Raw genomic sequence first — 17,144 nt, 5'->3', positions numbered from 1 at the left:
CTGTGCGCTTTAGGCCGGCAGCCGTGGCAGTAAGCGCACTGCTCGAATACGCTCGTCAGCGATGATTCGAGCGATCCAACCACTTGCCGTTCCGCTTGCGCTGCCGCGCATGCCTGCGTGGACGCTGCCGGATGGGCCAGTGGCCAGTGACGCCGATGCCGCGTTCTACGCAGGTGCTGCGCTGTGTGCGCTCGACAATCTGGTGCGCTCCGAGCCGGCCTGGGCCGGCAGCTGGCGCCAACGGTTGGCACTGAAATGTGCCGTCGCTGCCGTTCGGCTGGCCGGACGCACGGAGGAAGAGGCCGCATTGCGTGACGCCTGGTATCTGCGCCCGGCAAGCGGAGATCCCGGGCCTGCCGGCAGCATCCTCGGGGCATGGCGCCATCTGGCCTCGCGGCCGCCAACGATCGACGCCGGCGGGCTGGCGCAGATCACCGAATGGCTCGGCCTGCGCATCGACGACAGGTACGACAAACTTGCCGAAACCGTCGAGGAACTGGCCGCGGGGGACAAGCCGGCTCCGCTGGCTGCGGCGGCGATCGCCGGTCACGTCGTTGCCGGTCGGGGAGATGCCGAACTCTTGGCCTGGTGGCTGGCCGATCTGGTTCTGGCGCGAAAGCTGGGCTGGTCCCGACCCGTGCCGCTTCTGGTCGCGCAGCTGTATTCCCCGGCCTTCCGTTCCGGCGACGGCCGCGGCAAACGCATCCGGCCTGGGGACGCTGCATTCGAGCGGGCGGTGTGTGTAGCTCTGGCAAACGGGGCCGGTGACGGCTTGAGGCTCGCGCTTGACATCGCCCGGCGCGCCGAGCGGCTTGCGGCGGCAACGCCGAAGCTGCGGGCGAAAGGAGCAGGCGAAGCGATCCGGCGATTGCTCGACGACGATGCCGTCCCCGGCACGCTGAGCACCCGCAATCTGTCGCGATTTGCGGCACGGCGTCTGTTCGAACGGCTGCAGACATTCGAAGCGGTGCGCGAACTCTCCGGGCGCGCCTCCTTCCGGCTGTACGGCCTGTAGCGATGACGGAAGCGCGCCGAAAGGACAAGGATCAGCCGGCCTTGCTCGACACCGAGCTCGAGCACCTGCCGCCGGAGCTGCGCTGGCGCGAATGGATGGGCCGGGTGGAGGCGGTGATCTTTGCCGCCAGCGAACCCGTACCGCGCGAGATGCTGGTTCGGATCGTAGGCAGGAATTGCAATCTCGACCTGATCATCGACGACATCAGGGCAGAGCTTGCCGGTCGGCCCTATGAGCTGGTTTCGGTTGCCGGCGGCTGGCAGCATCGCACCAAGAAGGCGTTTGCCGATGCCATTCGCGCGGCGACGGGGCAGGTCGATATGGCGCGCCCACTGTCGCAATCGGAAGTGCTGGTGCTGATGTGCATTGCCTATTTCCAGCCGATCACCCGCGGCGAACTGACGGCGTTCTTCGGCAAGGAGGTCAGCCGCGATCTGATCGGCGTGCTGAGGTCGCATGACTTCATTGCCTCGGGACCACGCAGTCCGACGCCGGGCGCGCCCTACACCTACGTTACCACCAAGACGTTCCTGTCGCAGTTCGGACTCGATACGTTGCGCGATTTGCCCGACTTCGAAGCGCTCGAAGATGCCGGGCTGCTCAGCAAGGAGCAGTTGCTTGCCGGAAATGTTGCCCTGGGACTTGGAGGAGCCGCCGAGGTCGACCAATCCGAGGATTGACCGCTTGCCTGCCATGACGTCTCTTCGTGGCGGAGGCGATGGCGCCTGCACGACATGCGTGAGGGAGCGGGTCGAGCAGAGTAACATGCACGCTGGCAATGACCTGGAGGTCATAATCCGGGCTTGAATTGGGCACATGATGCGCACATATTGAACGAGTGGATATCAAAATACGTCAGGAACGTGTCATGGCAGCTCAGAGTTTGGGAATGTCGGCGGCCCATTTCGGTGAGGCCCGGTCGCAGTTTCTCTCGGCTCGCCGCGTGTCGGAGTTGCTGGGTGTCACCCAGGCCGACCTGGCCCGGCTCGTTGGCGTTGCCCGCAACACGCTGACGGCGCGCTCCGGAGCACGCAAGGTCGACCAGGCGCTCAGCCCCGTTGTCCGCATCCTGGCGATGGCCGCCGAGATGGCGGGCGACGAAAGCCGCGCGGCGATCTGGTTCAAGCATCAGCCCATCCCGGGCTGGGCCGGCAAGACGGCCTATGACCTGGTCGGTGAGGGCAAGGCGGACAAGGTCCTGGCTTATCTGGAGGCGGTGCGCTCCGGCGTTTATGCCTGAAGCCGCCCTGCGTCAGCAGCGAACCTTGTGGCGGGCCTTCGTGCCGCGCTGGGCCCACATGCCGCTTTCGGGCGAGGGCGCTGCGCGTTTCGGCGGGCGCTGGAACCCGGTAGGATCGCCGACGCTGTATGCGGCCTGTGAGCTGTCGACCGCCTGGGCTGAATACAACCAGGGTTTTGTCCAGCATCCGGCGTTGATCGCCCAGCTCGAGCTGTCGGACGCGAGGCTGGCCGACCTGACTGTTGCCGCGATTTTGGACGAACTCGGCATCGATGCCGGCATTCACAGATGCGAGTGGCGTTCCGATCTCGACGACGGCAGGGTACCGGAGACCCATCTGCTGCGGCAGCGCCTGCTCACCGAAGGCTTTGACGGCGTCGTCTATCCCTCGTTCATGTCTCCCGGCGGCAGTTGCGTAGCATTGTGGCGCTGGAACGGTCCCGGCCAGCCATCACTCAAGATTATAGATCCTGATCAGCGCCTGCCCAAGACGCAGGCCTCCTGGCTTTAGGTGTGGCTGTACAACCAATCTTGCGGCCGACGAATCTGTGCTGTGACCACTGCATTGCGTCAAGGGGCGGAGCCACGGCGCGCTGTCTCAAGGCATGACATCTCGCTCGGCCCCTGCAACACTCAGCCATCTTCCAAATCTTCGGCCGGGAACTTCCCATTGGAGCCTATTACGCCAGCGTCAGCTTGGCGCGCTGGTCTTCGAGATATCGCCTGAGCTGCGCAACCGACATTGGCGGACTGAAGAAGTGTCCCTGGACGGCGTCGCATCCGGTGGCCCGGACGATCAGCAGCTGTTCCTCGGTCTCGATGCCCTCGGCGACAGTGGTCATTTCCAGCGCATGCGAGAGATTCACGATCGCGCTGACGATCGCCCAATGGTCGCGATTGCCGGCGATTTCGGCGATGAAGGTGCGGTCGATCTTGACCTTGTCGACGGGGAAGTTCCTGAGATAGCTGAGGGATGAATATCCCGTCCCGAAATCGTCGAGCGAAATCTTGACGCCAAGCGCATGCAGCTTGTTCAGGGCGAGCAGGGTTTCCTTGTTGTCGCCCAACAGCAGGGATTCGGTGATTTCGAGTTCAAGCCGCTCGGGGGCAAGGCCTGTCAGCTTTAATACGTTGGCGACAGTGTCGACTATGTTTCCCCGCCTGAACTGGCCCGGCGACAGATTGACCGCAACGTTGATGCTGCCCGGCAATTTGATGGCTTCCCGGCAGGCCCTTTCGAGGACCCAGGCGCCTAGCTGTACGATCAGGCCCGTGCTTTCAGCGATCGGGATAAACTCGTCGGGCCGGATTTGGCCACGCTGGCAACCGGGCCAGCGCAGCAATGCCTCGACCACGGCGACTTGCTTGCTCTGGAGATTGACGATCGGCTGGAAGACAAGCTCGAACTCCTTGTCGAAATCAGCGGCCCTTAGATCGAGTTCGAGCATGCGACGACGTTGCAGCCGGTCGTCCATCTCCGGCGCGTAGAACTGGTAACTGCCGCGGCCATCGCTCTTGGCACGGTAAAGTGCCAGGTCGGCATTCTTCACCAGGTCGTCGGCAACCCCATCGCAATCCGACGCCAGTGCGATGCCGATGCTTGCTCCAATGACGATGTGGTGGGCGTCGAGATGGTACGGTTCCTCGAGCGCCTCGATCAGCCGTTGCGCGATATGGGCGACATCGTCACGTCCGACCGCCGGCTGGATGACGATGAACTCGTCACCGCCGAGGCGTGCAACGACGTCATATTCACGAACCATGCCCGAAACGCGGTTGGCAACCTCGCGCAGCAATGCGTCGCCGACGGGATGGCCGAGCGTGTCGTTGACGTTCTTGAAGTTGTCCAGGTCGAGGCAGAGGACCGCGGTATCCTGGTGGTGCCTGCGGCCATGCGCCAGCTCCTGCTCCAGTCGCTCGCGCAGCATCAGGCGGTTTGGCAACCCGGTCAAAGGATCGTGGCGCGCCATATGGGCGATGCGTTCTTCCGAGAGATGGCGTTCGGTGATGTCCTCATAGGTGGCAACCCACCCGCCTGAATCCATCGGCTGATGCAGGATCGAGACAATGCGGCCGTCGACGAGCTTCTGCAGCAGGACGCCAGGCTGGCCCTTTTCAATCAGCTGTTGCTGGGAGCGATGGGCAAGTTCGGCACTATGTTGAGTTGACGTCGCGGCATCGATCGACGCCTGCATGATCTGCTGGGGCGTGGTTCCGGGTGCAAGACTGTCGTCCGACAAGCCGTACATGGCGGCGAATTTGCTGTTGCTGACGATGAGCCGCTGGTCGGCATCGAACATGCACAGGCCCTGGGACATGTTGCTCAGGGCGGCATCGAACAGGCCGTTCTGGGTGGCGAGCGCGTGGTTCGCGCCGAGAACCGCGGCGTTGGCCGTCTCCAGGTCGTCGGAGGTACGGCGCAGATCGTCATTGGCCGCATTGAGGGCATCGAAGGTCTGCGTCAGCAGCCGGTTGTGCCACCCAAGAAGCGCGATGAAGGCAAGGCTGCACAGGAAGAAGCCGATCGCCACGGCGGAGAAGCCGCTATGGAGGCGCAACAGCTCGTCGTCGACCTTGGCCGCCTGGACGGCGCTGTACTGGTTGGCCTCCGAGGCGAGGCCGATCAGTTCGGCCTCCAGCGCGCGCATCGACGTAAGTATGGATTGCGCCTGGCCCGGGGTGTCGATCCTGGTAATGACGCCATCCATGTCCTCGACGAACTTGGACAGCTGGGCGACTGTTGCCTTTCGCTCGGGCGTCTCGGCGACAAATTCCTCGAACTGGCCGGTGCTGAAGCCACCGAGCCGGCTCTTCAGAATCTGAAAGCGAAGCTGCGTGTCGGCCTTGAGCTGATCGTTTGGCGAAGCGGCCAGCGTGGCCACCCGCTGGTAGAGGCGCAGATATTCGTTGACGCCCTGGCTGGCACTCCACGCCACGTCGTATCGCGAGAGCTTCCCGATAGATGCCTGACGTTCGAAGATGACGACGGACAAATAGGCAGCGGCGACGGCGAAGACGGCAATCGTGCCAATCAGCAGTGCCTTGAGCAGATGGAATGCAAATGCACGGCGGGATCCAGGCGCTAACAAAGCGGCCATGACATCTTCCCTACCGGATGATCAACCGGGCCAGCTGCCAAACCGAACGCGAATAGAACTTCTGGCTCTGAAGCTCCGGCTTGCTGTCATAAGGATAGACGATGAACAGCGGGCCCTTGTCGCTGACCTCCATGTATTGGCCGTCGCGCTTGAGCGCCAACAGCACGTTGTGGAGCGCAAAATCCTCCGTCGGGATCGTTGTCTTGTAGTCGTTGAGGGCAACTGCAACGGCCTCCTTGCCGTCGGCGCCCACGAGTTCCATGATCTTCTGGAGCGGAACGCCCTCGAACTTGACCATGCCCGTAAACCACGGTGTCGTGGTCTCGATCGAGGTGACGCCGAGCGCTTCGAGCATGTCGCGGTCAAACGAGGCCACACCATTGCCATTCGTGACGCTGATCTTGCCTTCGATGACCAGGATCGGGGTGCCCTTGGGTGCCTGCAGTTTGCTGTCTTCTGCCTGAGCCGACGACAGCGCGAAAAGTGCCAATGACGTCGCCACTGCCACAGCGCGGATGATTGAAGACACAAGATGATTCATTAGCACGTACTCCCCGGCACCGTCAGTTTGCATCGGACCATGCCAAAGGTCACTGAAAAACACATTAACGACGTTGAATATGCCACAATAATCAGCACCATATCGTGCATCAGCAAGTAGCAAGCGGATGTTTCTTGTTTTGATCGAATTGACCGGCTCAGAAGCCGGTGGCAGATATCCGGCACCAGGTTGAGCATGACGATGGGCAGGACGGCAAAATGATCGAGACTTACAAGGAGTTCACCTTCGAGGCAGCACACCAGCTGCAGCCTTTTTCGGGCCTCCACGGTCACTCGTTCCAGGTCAGCGTCCACCTCGTCGGAGACCCCGACCCGGTCTTTGGCTGGCCGGCCAATCTCTATGAGCTGGAACAGCAGATAGAGGTCGTCCGGATGACCCTCGACCACAAATATCTCAATGAGATCGAGGGGCTGTCCGTGCCGTCGCTCGAAAATGTCGCGCGCTGGATCTGGGACAAGCTGGAACCCCAGTTTCCGCAGCTCGATCGCGTGGCGGTTCGGCGGGGCGCGCAAGGTCAGGCCGAGGGTACGGTTTACAACGGGCGCGCCCTGCAAAAGGCTCGCGCATAAGCGGCTCCAGCTTCCGCTCTCCGTCAGCCTTCCCTGCTACACATAGCCGATCGATTGCAGATCCATGTGCGGCTTGGGCTGCGAGTTGAGCAGGCCCATCAGCCGGTTCAGGCCCAGCGCGATCTGCGGCAGTGAGTGTGCTGCTCCCAGGCAAAGCCGCACCGCGTGCGGTGCATGATCGCGTTTCACCGCAAAGGCGTCGGCGGTGATCACCCTGACGCCCTCGCGCAGGGCCGTGGCGGAGAACGAATCCATTCGCCAGGGTTCGGGAAGCTGCAGCCAGAGGTGATAACAGGATGTGGACGCGTGCTCCGCATGGTGGCCGAGGATCCGATGGGCCACCTCCTGGCGCTCATGCGCCTGGTTGCGGTGCCAGGCGATCAGCTTGTCGGCATAGCCGTTTGCCATCCAGTTGGTCACGATCGCCGCCATGAACGGTGGCGACATCCAGTTGCTCATGGTGACGATCTCCTGGACGGAGCGGCTGAGCTTGGCCGGTACCACCAGGAAGCCGATACGCAAGCCAGGCGCCATGCTCTTGGAGGCGCTGGTGAGGTAGATGGTTCGTTCCGGAATGAGCGAGGCGAAGGGCCGCGGCCTGGTCTCGGCCAGGAAGCCATACACGTCGTCTTCGATGATCCAGAGACCATACTCCTCGATGATCGCGGCGATCTCCCGCATCCGTTGCTCGGACATGGTGATCGTCGTCGGGTTCTGGAGAACGGGCATGCAATAGAGCGCCTTCGGCCGCTTGGTCTCGCAGAGTTCGCGCAAGGCCGCAGGATCCAGACCCTCGTGGTCCATTTGAACCGCGGCGAGAGTGATGCCAAGCTGATGCGCGATGGCCCTTGCACCCGGATAAGTCAGCTGTTCCGTGGCAATTGAATCGCCATGGCCGGCCAGCGCCATCATGCTGATCAGAAGGCCGTGCTGTCCGCCATTGCAGATGATGACATTGTCCGGATGCGCCCTGATTCCGATACCCTCCAGCCATTGCGATGCGGCGGCGCGGTGCGAGATCATGCCCGCGCTGGGCTGATAGGTGAGAAGCGCGTCGAGCGAGCCTGACCGCGACAGATCCTTCAGGGTCGACCTGAGGATTTCGTCGGCTTCACCAATGGCGGAAAGGTTCAGTCCGAGGTCGATTACCTCCGGTTGGGGTTTTTCCGGCACCACCAGCCGGGTGATGTCGTCGCGATGATTGTCGAAATCGTTGATGAACGTGCCGCGGCCGACCTCGCCGACGACGAGGCCTCTTACCGCCGCCTCGGTGTAGGCTCGCGCAATCGTCCCGACCGTCACGCCCAGCCGATAGGCGAGGTCGCGGTGCGGTGGCAGCTTCTCGCCGGGCTGCAACTGACCTTCGGCTATTCCGCGCTCGAGCGCATCGCAGATCGCCACGTAGATCGGCCCGGCGCCCTTCCTGATCTCCGGCTTCCAGTTCATGCGGCTCTCGCTACTTTGACACCGTGTCAATGAAATAATTGACACCTTCAAGTGCCAGACATACGCTCAAATAACAACAAAAACAAGGGAACATAACTGCGTAATCTGAGCATATTGAACCAATTGACATGGGTTCAATTGCAGATGAAGGCCGAGTATCACAATGGAGGACAAGATGATTTTGCGTCAGCAGAGACAAAGTGCCCTGCGCAGGGTGCTTATATTAGGAGCGGCAACCGGAGCATTGGTGTTTGGATCTTCGGCATATGCCGAAGAAACTCTGAAGATCGGTGCCCTGGGCGTGATGAGCGGGCCGTTTGCCGGCTGGGGTGGCGTCATGTGCCAGACGTTCAAGTCACGGGCCGGCATGTGGAACGACGACGGCGGCGTGGCGATCGGTGACAAGACCTACAAGATCGAGGTCGTGTGCGTCGACGACAAGGGCGATCCCAAGGGCGCCCAGACCGGTGCCGAAAAGCTGGTGTCGGAAGGTGTCAAATATATCCAGGGGCCGAACACCGACTCCACGGCGGAAAGCGCCAAGACCGTCATGGAGGCGAATGGCACGGTCAACATGCCCTACGCCTTCTCCAAGTCGCTCTACAAGGCACCTGCCTCCCAGTCGATCCTCGGCATGGTGGCATCTTACCAGGTCGGCCCGGTCATCTACAAATGGCTGATGGACAACAAGGGCGTGAAGAAGATCGCCTTTGTCTCCGAAAACAACGCCGATCCCATCAAGCAGCGTGACGAAGGCTCAGCCGGCGCCAAGGCGCTCGGCCTGGAGGTCGTCTCCGACCAGGAAACCTACGAGTCCGGCACCACCGATTTCTTTCCGATCCTGACCAAGGTGATCGGTACCTCGCCGGATCATATCGTGCTTTCAGGCGTATCGCCCTCGGATGTCGGCCCGCTGATCAAGGCGGCGCGTGAACTTGGCTTCACGGGAACCATGAGCACCGAGACCGGGCAGGACCCGAAGGCCATCTACGAAGTGGCCGGCGACGCGTCGAACGGGTTCATTGCCGCCGGCGGTGCCAGCACCGAGGCGATCCGCAGCGACTTCATGGTCAAGTTCATCGAGCGCTACACCAAGGACTGGGGCGAGTGGAACGATGTCGCCGGCCTCTATGTCTACGGTCCCGAGATCATGATCCAGACGCTGCAGAGCGCCGGACCCAAGGCGATCGAGGACACCAATGTGTTCAAGGCGGCACTCGACGGCTTCGTCGGCAAGAACCCGTTCCTCAAGGAGGGCGGCGAGTTGAAATATGTCGGCCGCACCGACTACGGCCAGCCGCGTCAGGTCTCCGTGCCGATCGTCGTGCAGCAGGTCGAAAACGGCGAATACAAGCCGCTGTTCGTCGGAAAACTCCCTGACTGACGAACACGGGCGGCGGTTCGCCCCCAATGACCGCCGCCCGCACTTCCCTCGCATGAGGTCCGCATGACGCGGACCGCGGATGGGCGGAAGGTCCATCCTCGCACAGGAGACTTCGCATGACGCAGGTTATGCTTAATGCACTTGTCGTCGGAACGACTTACGCGCTGATCGCGCTCGGCATCACCATCATTTTCAGCATCATGAAGGTGGTGAATTTCGCCCATGGTCAGCTCTACATGATCGGCGGGTTCGTCGTTTACTACTTCAATGTCGTGTTCGGGCTGCCGTTCTGGTTCGGCCTCGTCATGTCCTTCCTGATCGTCGGCCTGCTCGGCGTGGCCATGGAGCTGTTCCTGTTCCGGCCGGTGATGCTGCGCGTCAAGCGCGAGGAGGTGACGATGCTGCTGGCCATGGGCACGGCGGTGTTCCTCGAAAGCCTGGCGCTGATCGTCTTCGGCGAAAAGCAGCGCGGCGTTCCCCCAATCGCAACCGGCGTCATCGAAGTTTTCGATGCCAGGCTACCCACTGGACGCATCGTCGTCATCGTCGTCGCAGCGATGCTGATCGCCGCCTTGATGGCCTTCATCGGCTACACCAAGACCGGCCGGGCGCTGAGGGCCATGGCACAGGACCGCGAGGCGACCGCTCTTCAGGGCGTCAATCTCAAGTGGCTCTCGGCCATGGGCTTCGGCCTCGGGACCGGCCTTGCCGGCCTGTCCGGGGGCCTGCTCGTGGCAATCTTCGCCGTCCACACCGGCGCCGGCACGGCCATCTCGATCAAGGCATTCCTGATGATCATGATCGGTGGTGCAGGCGTGCTCTCCGGCGCCATCCTTGGCGGCTTCGTCCTCGGTTTCCTCGAATCCGTCGGCTACGCGCTTTTGCCGGGCTCACTGACCTTTCTCATCATCTTCCTGATCGTGATCTGCTTCCTCATCGTGAGGCCGAACGGGATCATGGGTAAGCCCTGGGGCTGAGACGACCATGCAAAAGACCATATCCATGCCAAATGTGAACCTGTCCCCAAGCGAGCAGCGAAGCTCCTCGCTGAAGCCCATCGGGCTGGGGCTGCTGATCGCGGCAGGTTACTTCCTTGCCATTCCGCTGGCCTTCGGCGCCAATGGCTACCTGCTCAACGTGTTCACCACCATGGCTGCCGTCAGCTTCATCAGCTTCGGTGTCTGGCTGACCTTCGCCATCGGTCGCATCAACCTTGCCCAGGCGGGATTTGCGCTGATCGGCGCATACGTAACAGCCATCCTGGTGTCGCGGCTCGGCGTCTCGTTCTGGATCTGCCTGCCACTGTCGGGAGCCGTCGCGGCCCTGCTCGGCGGCCTGATCGGCTGGCCGGTGCTGCGTCTCAAGGGCGTCTATTTCGCCATGATCACGCTCTGCATCACCGAGGCCTGCCGCCTGACTGCGTTGAGTTTTCCGGCCCTGACCAATGGCGCCCAGGGCATCGTCGACCTTCCGCTTCCCAGCGAATTGTCGTTGTTCGGCCTGACCATCATTCCGGCCTTCGAAAAGGGCGCGCGGCTGCCGTTCTTCTACCTCGCCGGCACGCTGATGCTGCTCGGCCTTTGGTTCATGTGGCTTCTCGACACCAGCCGCGTCGGCGCCGTGTTCCGCTCGCTCAGGCAGAACGAGGATTTGGCGTCGAGTCTTGGCATCAATGTCGCCAAGTATCGTGTCGTCGCCTTCATGGTCAGTTGCTTCTATGCCGGTGTCGGCGGTGCCTTCTTCGCCACTCTGCAGCAGAACGTCTACCCCACCACTTTCCAGGTGCTCGATAGCGTCTACTTCATGGTCTACTGCTTCGTCGGCGGTCTCGAATTCGTCGTTGGCCCGCTGGTCGGCGCCGTTGTCATGATGAGCAGCTTCGAACTCCTTCATGAGTTCCAGCGCTATCAGACCGTCATTTTCTCCGGCCTGATGATCCTGTGCATCCTGCTCATGCCGAACGGAATCCTGAGCGTCATCAAGCGGCGCTCCGGCAAGTTGGAGGAGGCGTCCAATGCTTGAAGTTCGCGGATTGACCAAGATCTTCGGCGGCCTGACCGCAGTGAACGACCTGAACTTCACGTTGGATGCGGGCGAGATCCTTTCCATCATCGGCCCCAACGGCGCCGGCAAGAGCACCTGCTTCAAGCTGATCGCCTCCTTCCTCAACCCGACGAGGGGAACCGTCCGTTTCAACGGCAAGGACATTACCGGCATCGGACCGCATGCGGTTGCCCGCCACGGCATCGTCAGGACGTTCCAGGAAAACACCAGCTTCCAGGACATGACCGTGCGCGAGACGGTGCTGCTCGGCTACCACAAGGACTGCAAGGCCTCGCTCGCCGGCATGATCTTCCGGACGCCGCGCGCCAGGAAAGACGAGCGGGAAGCCGGCGAATACGCCGATCACGTACTCGACCTGCTCGGCATGGCACATCTTGCCAATACGGTGTCCGCCGCCTTGCCGCACGGCATGCTGCGCAATCTCGGCATCGCGGTAGCGCTTGCTGCCAAGCCAAAGCTCATCCTGCTCGACGAGCCGTTTGCCGGGCTGAACTCGGACGAGACCAAGCGCGGCGTCGAGCTGATCCGCAAAATTCGCGACGAGGGCGTCACGCCTATCCTGGTCGAGCACGACATGGCTGCGGTGATGTCGGTCAGTGAACGCATCGTGGTCGTCAGCTTCGGCAGCAAGATCGCCGAGGGCACGCCGGCGGAGATCCAGCAGAACGAGAAGGTCATCGAGGCTTATCTCGGCGCGGAAGATACGGAGATCGGCCTATGAGCGCGCAATTCTCGATCCGGGACCTCGCCGTGTCCTATGGCAGGGTTCGCGCCGTGAAGGGTGTTTCCCTCAATGCCGGCGAGGGGGAGATCATTTCCCTCATCGGCGCCAACGGCGCCGGCAAGTCCTCCATCCTGCGCGCCATTACCGGCCTGACCGCGCCTGAGAGTGGTGAGATCTGGTTCGACGGCGAGCGCATCGACGGCAAGGGACCCGACCAGATCGTGGCACGCGGCGTGGCGATGGTGCCGGAGGGGCGACGCATCTTCCCGTTCATGAGCGTGCGCGACAACCTTCTGATGGGCGCCTATCGTCGCAAGGACAATGCGGGTGTCGCTGCCGACCTCGAAGGCATTCTGACCCGGTTTCCCCGCTTGCGCGAGCGCATCGGCCAGCAGGCCGGCAGCTTGTCGGGCGGCGAGCAGCAGATGGTGGCGATCGGTCGCGCGCTGATGTCCAAGCCGCGGCTTCTGCTGCTCGACGAACCGTCGCTCGGCATCGCGCCGATCATCGTCCGCGAGATCGCCCGCTTCATCACCAGCATCAACCGCGACAATGGCGTCAGCGTCATTCTCGTCGAGCAGAACTCGCGCATGGCGCTCAAGCTCTCTAGCCACTCCTATGTGCTCGAGACGGGCAAGATCGCCTTGTCTGGGCCTTCGCATGAACTGGCCGAGAACGACGACGTCCGCCGCGCCTATCTCGGCGGCTAGGGGCAGGTCATGAAGATCGAAATCATCAATCCCACGACCACTTCCGCATTCGCCAGGAAGAACCTGGCTGCAGCGCAAGGCGTTGCCTCGTCGGGCACCGAGATCCTGTCAGTCTCGGTCGAGAGCGGCCCGCCGTCGATCGAAAGCCACTATGACGAGGCGCTGAGCACGATCGGCATCCTCGAGCGTATCCGCGAGGGAGAGAACGCCGGTGTCGACGGCTATGTCATCGCCTGCTTCGGCGATCCCGGCTATCTCGCCGCCCGCGAGATCGCGCGCGGGCCGGTCATCGGTATCGCCGAGGCGGCCTTCCATGTCGCCAGCATCGTGGCGACCCGCTTCTCCGTGGTCACCACGCTCGCCCGCACCAAGATCATCTGCGAGCACCTGCTGCAGGTTCACGGCTTCGAGCATCAGTGCCGCAAGGTCCGGGCTTGCGGGCTCGAGGTTCTCGAACTCGAGGAGACCGGCATGGCGGCCTGCCGTGACATCGTCGAGGAATGCCGCCGCGCCGTCGCCGAAGACGACATCGGCGCCATCGTGCTCGGCTGCGCCGGAATGGCCGACCTGGCCTCGCATATCCAGGAGCAGATCGGCGTTCCGGTCATCGAAGGCGTTACCGCTGCGACCAAGCTCATTGAAGGCATCGTCGCCCTGAGGCTCGGCACCAGCAAATTCGGTGACCTCGCTTATCCGCTGCCCAAGCGGCTGAGCGGATCGGTCAAGCATCTTGAAATCGCACCGCGCGACTAGGCCGGCGTCCGTCTGGAACAGGTAGAAAGGATCGAACAATGTCATACCCCCGCGATATGGTCGGCTACGGCAACAGGCCGCCGATGGCCAACTGGCCGAACGGCGCCAAGCTCGCGCTGCAGTTCATCGTCGCCTTCGAGGAGGGGTCCGAGAACTGCGTCCTGCACGGCGATGCCCATTCGGAGAACTTCATTTCCGACATCATCGGCGCGCCGCAACTGTTCGGCGTGCGCAACATGAACATGGAGTCGCTCTACGAGTATGGCACGCGCGTCGCGTTCTGGCGGGTGTTCGACGAGTTCAAGCAGCGTGGCATCAACACCACTGTTCTGGCCAACGGCCTGGCGCTGCAGCACTACCCCGAGGCCGGCAAGATCATGCACTCCCTCGGCCACGAGATCGCCAGCCACGGTTGGAAGTGGATCGACCACCAGTGGATGGGCGAGGACACCGAACGCGCCCAGATGAAGCTTGCCATCGACACCATCACGCGGGTGACTGGCGAGCGGCCGGTCGGCTGGTACACCGGACGCTGCAGCCCCAACACGCTCAAGCTGGTGGTGGAGGAGGGTGGCTTCCTCTACGATTCCGACACCTATGCCGATGACCTGCCCTATTGGGAAAACGTCAACGGCAAGCAGCATCTGCGCATTCCCTACACACTCGAAGCCAACGACATGCGTTTCGTGGCGGCCGCCGGCTTCAACTCCGGCGACCAGTATTTCACCTATCTCAAGGACACGTTCGACGTGCTCTATCGCGAGAGCGACAGGACCCCGCGGATGATGTCCACCGGGCTCCACCTGCGCATCGTCGGCCGCCCCGGGCGTTGGGCTTCGTTCCTGCGCTTCCTCGACTACGTCCAGAAGCACGAAGGCGTCTGGATCTGCCGGCGCGACGAAATCGCCCGTCATTGGCACAAGCACCATGCACCTGAGCGGCAGTAGCGGCGCAAGGCTCCGGGATAGCATCATGTCGACTTACCTCAACGAAACCGACGCCGGGCGGCGCATCATGCGGCGCTGCGACGAGCTTGGCAGCATCAGCGAGCCGGGCGTTGGCGTGACGCGGCTCTATCTGTCGCCGCAACATCGCACGGCCGCCGAAACCATTGCCGGATGGATGCACGATGCCGGCATGGACGCGCGTATCGACGAGGCCGGCAACGTCGTCGGCCGCTACCATTCCGAAAGCGGCGGCGGGCCCTATCTCATTACCGGCTCGCATATGGACAGTGTCGTCCATGCCGGCCGCTATGACGGTCCGCTCGGCGTGGTCACCTCGCTCGACTGCGTTGCCGTGCTCAACGGTCGCGGCCGCCGCCTGCCGTTCGGTATCGAGGTCGTCGCCTTCAGTGACGAGGAAGGTACGCGGTTCCGGACGACGCTCGCCGGAAGCCGCGCCATCACGGGACAGTTCGGTGACGACCTGTTCAACGCCAAGGATGCGCAAGGCATCAGCCTTCGCGAGGCCATGATCGCGTTCGGTCTCGATCCCGAGGCCGTCGCCAGGGCAGCCCATCGGCCGGGCGACATGATCGGCTATGTCGAGCTTCATATCGAGCAGGGACCAGTGCTCCAGGCCGAGGGTTTGTCGGTCGGCGTGGTGACCGCGATCAGCGGCCAGACGCGCGCCGTCGTGACACTCAAGGGTGCGGCCAATCATGCCGGCACGGTGCCTATGGGCATGCGCAAGGATCCGCTCCTGGCAGCAGCCGAGATCGCGCTGGCGGTCGAGCGCATCGCCTCGGTCCATCCCCATACGGTGGGCACAGTCGGCTTCGTCAAGGCCGACCCGGGACTGATCAATGTCATCCCGGGCGAGGTCTCTTTGACCGTCGACCTGCGCTCGCAGGCTGACAGTGTCCGCCACGCTGCCTTCGACGAACTCGGCGTCGCTGCCCGGGCCATCGCGGCAAGGCGCGGAGTGGAGATCGACATCGACAAGATCCTCGATCTCAAGTCCTGCCCATGCGCGCCCGATTTCGTCGACCGTATCGCGGCCGCCGTCGAAGCGGCCGGAACGCGCCCTCTGCGCCTGCCCAGCGGTGCCGGCCACGACGGCATGGCGATGAGCACGATCACCGACATCGGCATGATCTTCGTTCGCTGCAAGGACGGCATCAGCCATTCGCCGGAGGAGTCGGTCACCGCGGCAGACGTTGCAACGGGGGCGGCTGTGCTCTTGCATTTCATCGAGAATTTTCAGGGAAAACCCTAATGGAACCGAACCCTATCGAAAAAAGCCCCGGCCTCGGTTCAGAGCGTTTGCTGGATTACATCCGTTTGCATCGTGACGACCAGGTGCGCATGCTGGCGGAGCTGGTCAAGGTGCCGTCTGACAACCCGCCCGGAGATTGCGCAGCGCATGCCGATCGCGCTGCCCAATTGTATGAAGGCCTTGGTTTCACCGTCGAGCGACACAAGGTGCCCGATGCGCTGGTTGCGAGCGTCGGCATGATCAGTGCCACCAACCTGATTGTCCGCCATAGGTTTGGGCCCGGTCCGACGATCGCGCTCAATGCGCATGGCGACGTCGTGGCGCCTGGCGAAGGCTGGACCGTTGATCCCTACGGCGCCGAGATCAAGGATGGCTGGATGTACGGCCGGGGTGTGGCAACCTCGAAGTCCGACTTCGTCACCTATGCCTATGCGCTGCTGGCGCTGCGCGCATTGGGCGAGAAGCTGTCGGGCACGATCGAGATCCACCTGACCTACGACGAAGAGGTCGGCGGCGACATTGGCCCGCTCCATCTGCTTCAGCAGGGTTTGACCAAGCCGGACTATGCGATCTGCGCCGGCCTGTCCTACGGCGTCGTCACTGCCCACAATGGCTGCTTGCATCTCGACATCGACGTCCGTGGCAAGTCCGCCCATGCGGCGCGGCCCGAAACAGGCATCGACGCACTTGAGGCGGCAACGCACATACTGAGCCGGCTCTATTCGTTGCGCTCGGGTTTTTCCGAGCAGCGCTCGTCGGTCGAAGGCATCACCACACCATCGCTGGTGGTGGGGCTTATCTCCGGCGGCATCAACACCAATGTCGTGCCCGACAAGATCGTGATGCGCGTCGATCGCCGGATGATCCCGGAAGAGAACGGTCCGGAGGTGGCGCGCGACCTGATCGCCTTCATTGAGGCGACCGCGCGCGAGATGCCGGGCGTCGAGTGCCATGTCCGCCAGCTGATGCTGGCCAATCCGCTGAAGCCGCTCGTCGGGCAGGAACGCCTGGCCGGTGCCTTGCAGAGGCATGCCTCGGAGCTGGCCGGCGAGGCCGTCCCGACGCACGGCGTGCCGCTCTACACCGATGCGCGGCACTACAGCAATGCCGGCATTCCGACCGTGCTGTACGGCGCCGGTCCGCGAACGATGCTCGAGGCCAATGCGCACCGTGCCGACGAAAAGCTCAAGATCGACGACCTCGTCCTGGCAACCAATGTGGTGACGCTGGCGCTTTACGACATGCTCACCGGCAACGCCTGACAATTTGTGGCTTGGGCATTCGAACAAGACGGTAGGCGGTCATGGACCGCCTACCTGCCGGCAATGGCTCGGAACACGCCGTCCATGGACACTCCTC

The 17,144-nt window shown here is 62.7% G+C and carries 17 protein-coding genes; 14 read left to right on the top strand and 3 right to left on the bottom strand.

All coding sequences use genetic code 11. The features are described 5' to 3' along the window. Positions 1–61 precede the first annotated feature (61 nt). The 4 genes from N7E70_RS27520 (at position 62) to N7E70_RS27505 (ending at position 2,766) form a co-directional block, all read left to right on the top strand. Positions 62–1,015: a DUF1403 family protein gene (locus tag N7E70_RS27520; protein ID WP_442866534.1), complete on the top strand. Its 954-nt coding sequence runs from the start codon at positions 62–64 to the stop codon at positions 1,013–1,015. A gap of 2 nt (positions 1,016–1,017) precedes the next feature. Further along, complete coding sequence (gene scpB / locus N7E70_RS27515; protein ID WP_263008188.1) at positions 1,018–1,695, top strand: SMC-Scp complex subunit ScpB; 678 nt, start codon at positions 1,018–1,020, stop codon at positions 1,693–1,695. Between the two features lie 188 nt (positions 1,696–1,883). Then, positions 1,884–2,255 carry an antitoxin Xre/MbcA/ParS toxin-binding domain-containing protein gene (locus N7E70_RS27510; RefSeq protein ID WP_067967357.1) on the top strand — a complete coding sequence of 124 codons (372 nt, stop codon included), beginning with the start codon at positions 1,884–1,886 and terminating at the stop codon, positions 2,253–2,255. Next, entirely contained in the window at positions 2,248–2,766 is a 519-nt protein-coding gene (locus N7E70_RS27505) for an RES family NAD+ phosphorylase (RefSeq protein ID WP_263008187.1), read from the top strand. Before N7E70_RS27510 ends, N7E70_RS27505 begins: the two co-directional genes overlap by 8 nt. Positions 2,767–2,935: 169 nt before the next feature. Here the strand turns inward: N7E70_RS27505 and N7E70_RS27500 are convergent, their stop codons facing one another. Together N7E70_RS27500 and N7E70_RS27495 are read right to left on the bottom strand one after the other, a co-directional pair. After that, positions 2,936–5,353, bottom strand: a complete 2,418-nt coding sequence (locus N7E70_RS27500; RefSeq protein ID WP_263008186.1) for a putative bifunctional diguanylate cyclase/phosphodiesterase — start codon at positions 5,351–5,353, stop codon at positions 2,936–2,938. A gap of 10 nt (positions 5,354–5,363) precedes the next feature. Further along, positions 5,364–5,894 (bottom strand): molybdopterin-dependent oxidoreductase, encoded by a 531-nt coding sequence (locus N7E70_RS27495; protein WP_263008185.1) that lies wholly within the window; start codon positions 5,892–5,894, stop codon positions 5,364–5,366. Positions 5,895–6,112: 218 nt separating this feature from the next. On the opposite strand from N7E70_RS27495, the gene N7E70_RS27490 reads away from it, so the two are divergent. Next, positions 6,113–6,484 carry a 6-pyruvoyl trahydropterin synthase family protein gene (locus tag N7E70_RS27490; protein ID WP_067968412.1) on the top strand — a complete coding sequence of 124 codons (372 nt, stop codon included), beginning with the start codon at positions 6,113–6,115 and terminating at the stop codon, positions 6,482–6,484. 36 nt (positions 6,485–6,520) lie between these two features. Here the strand turns inward: N7E70_RS27490 and ehuR are convergent, their stop codons facing one another. Beyond that, a complete protein-coding gene (gene ehuR / locus N7E70_RS27485) occupies positions 6,521–7,930 on the bottom strand; it encodes a MocR-like ectoine utilization transcription factor EhuR (protein ID WP_263008184.1) in 1,410 nt (469 codons plus the stop codon). A gap of 247 nt (positions 7,931–8,177) precedes the next feature. On the opposite strand from ehuR, the gene N7E70_RS27480 reads away from it, so the two are divergent. The 9 genes from N7E70_RS27480 (at position 8,178) to N7E70_RS27440 (ending at position 17,047) form a co-directional block, all read left to right on the top strand. Further along, on the top strand, positions 8,178–9,314 hold the full coding sequence (locus N7E70_RS27480) for an ABC transporter substrate-binding protein (protein WP_263008183.1): 1,137 nt from the start codon (positions 8,178–8,180) through the stop codon (positions 9,312–9,314). Between the two features lie 116 nt (positions 9,315–9,430). Beyond that, the gene (locus N7E70_RS27475; protein ID WP_067967374.1) at positions 9,431–10,291 is read left to right on the top strand and encodes a branched-chain amino acid ABC transporter permease; all 861 of its coding nucleotides are present in this window, start codon (positions 9,431–9,433) and stop codon (positions 10,289–10,291) included. 7 nt (positions 10,292–10,298) lie between these two features. Further along, a complete protein-coding gene (locus N7E70_RS27470; protein WP_263008182.1) occupies positions 10,299–11,336 on the top strand; it encodes a branched-chain amino acid ABC transporter permease in 1,038 nt (345 codons plus the stop codon). Next, complete coding sequence (locus N7E70_RS27465; RefSeq protein WP_192320533.1) at positions 11,329–12,099, top strand: ABC transporter ATP-binding protein; 771 nt, start codon at positions 11,329–11,331, stop codon at positions 12,097–12,099. Before N7E70_RS27470 ends, N7E70_RS27465 begins: the two co-directional genes overlap by 8 nt. Beyond that, entirely contained in the window at positions 12,096–12,812 is a 717-nt protein-coding gene (locus N7E70_RS27460) for an ABC transporter ATP-binding protein (protein ID WP_182574681.1), read from the top strand. The genes N7E70_RS27465 and N7E70_RS27460 overlap by 4 nt, the downstream gene beginning before the upstream one ends. A 9-nt stretch (positions 12,813–12,821) precedes the next feature. Next, the gene (locus N7E70_RS27455) at positions 12,822–13,565 is read left to right on the top strand and encodes an aspartate/glutamate racemase family protein (protein ID WP_182574680.1); all 744 of its coding nucleotides are present in this window, start codon (positions 12,822–12,824) and stop codon (positions 13,563–13,565) included. A gap of 38 nt (positions 13,566–13,603) precedes the next feature. Next, complete coding sequence (puuE, locus tag N7E70_RS27450; RefSeq protein WP_083948812.1) at positions 13,604–14,512, top strand: allantoinase PuuE; 909 nt, start codon at positions 13,604–13,606, stop codon at positions 14,510–14,512. Between the two features lie 25 nt (positions 14,513–14,537). Continuing rightward, positions 14,538–15,785: an allantoate amidohydrolase gene (locus N7E70_RS27445; RefSeq protein WP_263008181.1), complete on the top strand. Its 1,248-nt coding sequence runs from the start codon at positions 14,538–14,540 to the stop codon at positions 15,783–15,785. Next, the gene (locus N7E70_RS27440) at positions 15,785–17,047 is read left to right on the top strand and encodes an ArgE/DapE family deacylase (RefSeq protein WP_442866533.1); all 1,263 of its coding nucleotides are present in this window, start codon (positions 15,785–15,787) and stop codon (positions 17,045–17,047) included. The genes N7E70_RS27445 and N7E70_RS27440 overlap by 1 nt, the downstream gene beginning before the upstream one ends. Positions 17,048–17,144 lie beyond the last annotated feature (97 nt).

It is taken from the genome of Aminobacter sp. NyZ550, assembly GCF_025628925.2.
Taxonomy (GTDB): Bacteria; Pseudomonadota; Alphaproteobacteria; order Rhizobiales; family Rhizobiaceae; genus Aminobacter; species Aminobacter ciceronei.
This window is presented reverse-complemented; position numbering and strand designations above follow the sequence as displayed.

Bases quoted from the DNA above. Each gene is read 5' to 3' on its own strand.
- N7E70_RS27520 (WP_442866534.1), top strand. From the start codon at position 62: ATGATTCGAGCGATCCAACCACTTGCCGTTCCGCTTGCGCTGCCGCGC.
- scpB (WP_263008188.1), top strand. From the start codon at position 1,018: ATGACGGAAGCGCGCCGAAAGGACAAGGATCAGCCGGCCTTGCTCGAC.
- N7E70_RS27510 (WP_067967357.1), top strand. From the start codon at position 1,884: ATGGCAGCTCAGAGTTTGGGAATGTCGGCGGCCCATTTCGGTGAGGCC.
- N7E70_RS27505 (WP_263008187.1), top strand. From the start codon at position 2,248: ATGCCTGAAGCCGCCCTGCGTCAGCAGCGAACCTTGTGGCGGGCCTTC.
- N7E70_RS27500 (WP_263008186.1), bottom strand. From the start codon at position 5,353: ATGGCCGCTTTGTTAGCGCCTGGATCCCGCCGTGCATTTGCATTCCAT.
- N7E70_RS27495 (WP_263008185.1), bottom strand. From the start codon at position 5,894: ATGAATCATCTTGTGTCTTCAATCATCCGCGCTGTGGCAGTGGCGACG.
- N7E70_RS27490 (WP_067968412.1), top strand. From the start codon at position 6,113: ATGATCGAGACTTACAAGGAGTTCACCTTCGAGGCAGCACACCAGCTG.
- ehuR (WP_263008184.1), bottom strand. From the start codon at position 7,930: ATGAACTGGAAGCCGGAGATCAGGAAGGGCGCCGGGCCGATCTACGTG.
- N7E70_RS27475 (WP_067967374.1), top strand. From the start codon at position 9,431: ATGACGCAGGTTATGCTTAATGCACTTGTCGTCGGAACGACTTACGCG.
- N7E70_RS27470 (WP_263008182.1), top strand. From the start codon at position 10,299: ATGCAAAAGACCATATCCATGCCAAATGTGAACCTGTCCCCAAGCGAG.
- N7E70_RS27465 (WP_192320533.1), top strand. From the start codon at position 11,329: ATGCTTGAAGTTCGCGGATTGACCAAGATCTTCGGCGGCCTGACCGCA.
- N7E70_RS27460 (WP_182574681.1), top strand. From the start codon at position 12,096: ATGAGCGCGCAATTCTCGATCCGGGACCTCGCCGTGTCCTATGGCAGG.
- N7E70_RS27455 (WP_182574680.1), top strand. From the start codon at position 12,822: ATGAAGATCGAAATCATCAATCCCACGACCACTTCCGCATTCGCCAGG.
- puuE (WP_083948812.1), top strand. From the start codon at position 13,604: ATGTCATACCCCCGCGATATGGTCGGCTACGGCAACAGGCCGCCGATG.
- N7E70_RS27445 (WP_263008181.1), top strand. From the start codon at position 14,538: ATGTCGACTTACCTCAACGAAACCGACGCCGGGCGGCGCATCATGCGG.
- N7E70_RS27440 (WP_442866533.1), top strand. From the start codon at position 15,785: ATGGAACCGAACCCTATCGAAAAAAGCCCCGGCCTCGGTTCAGAGCGT.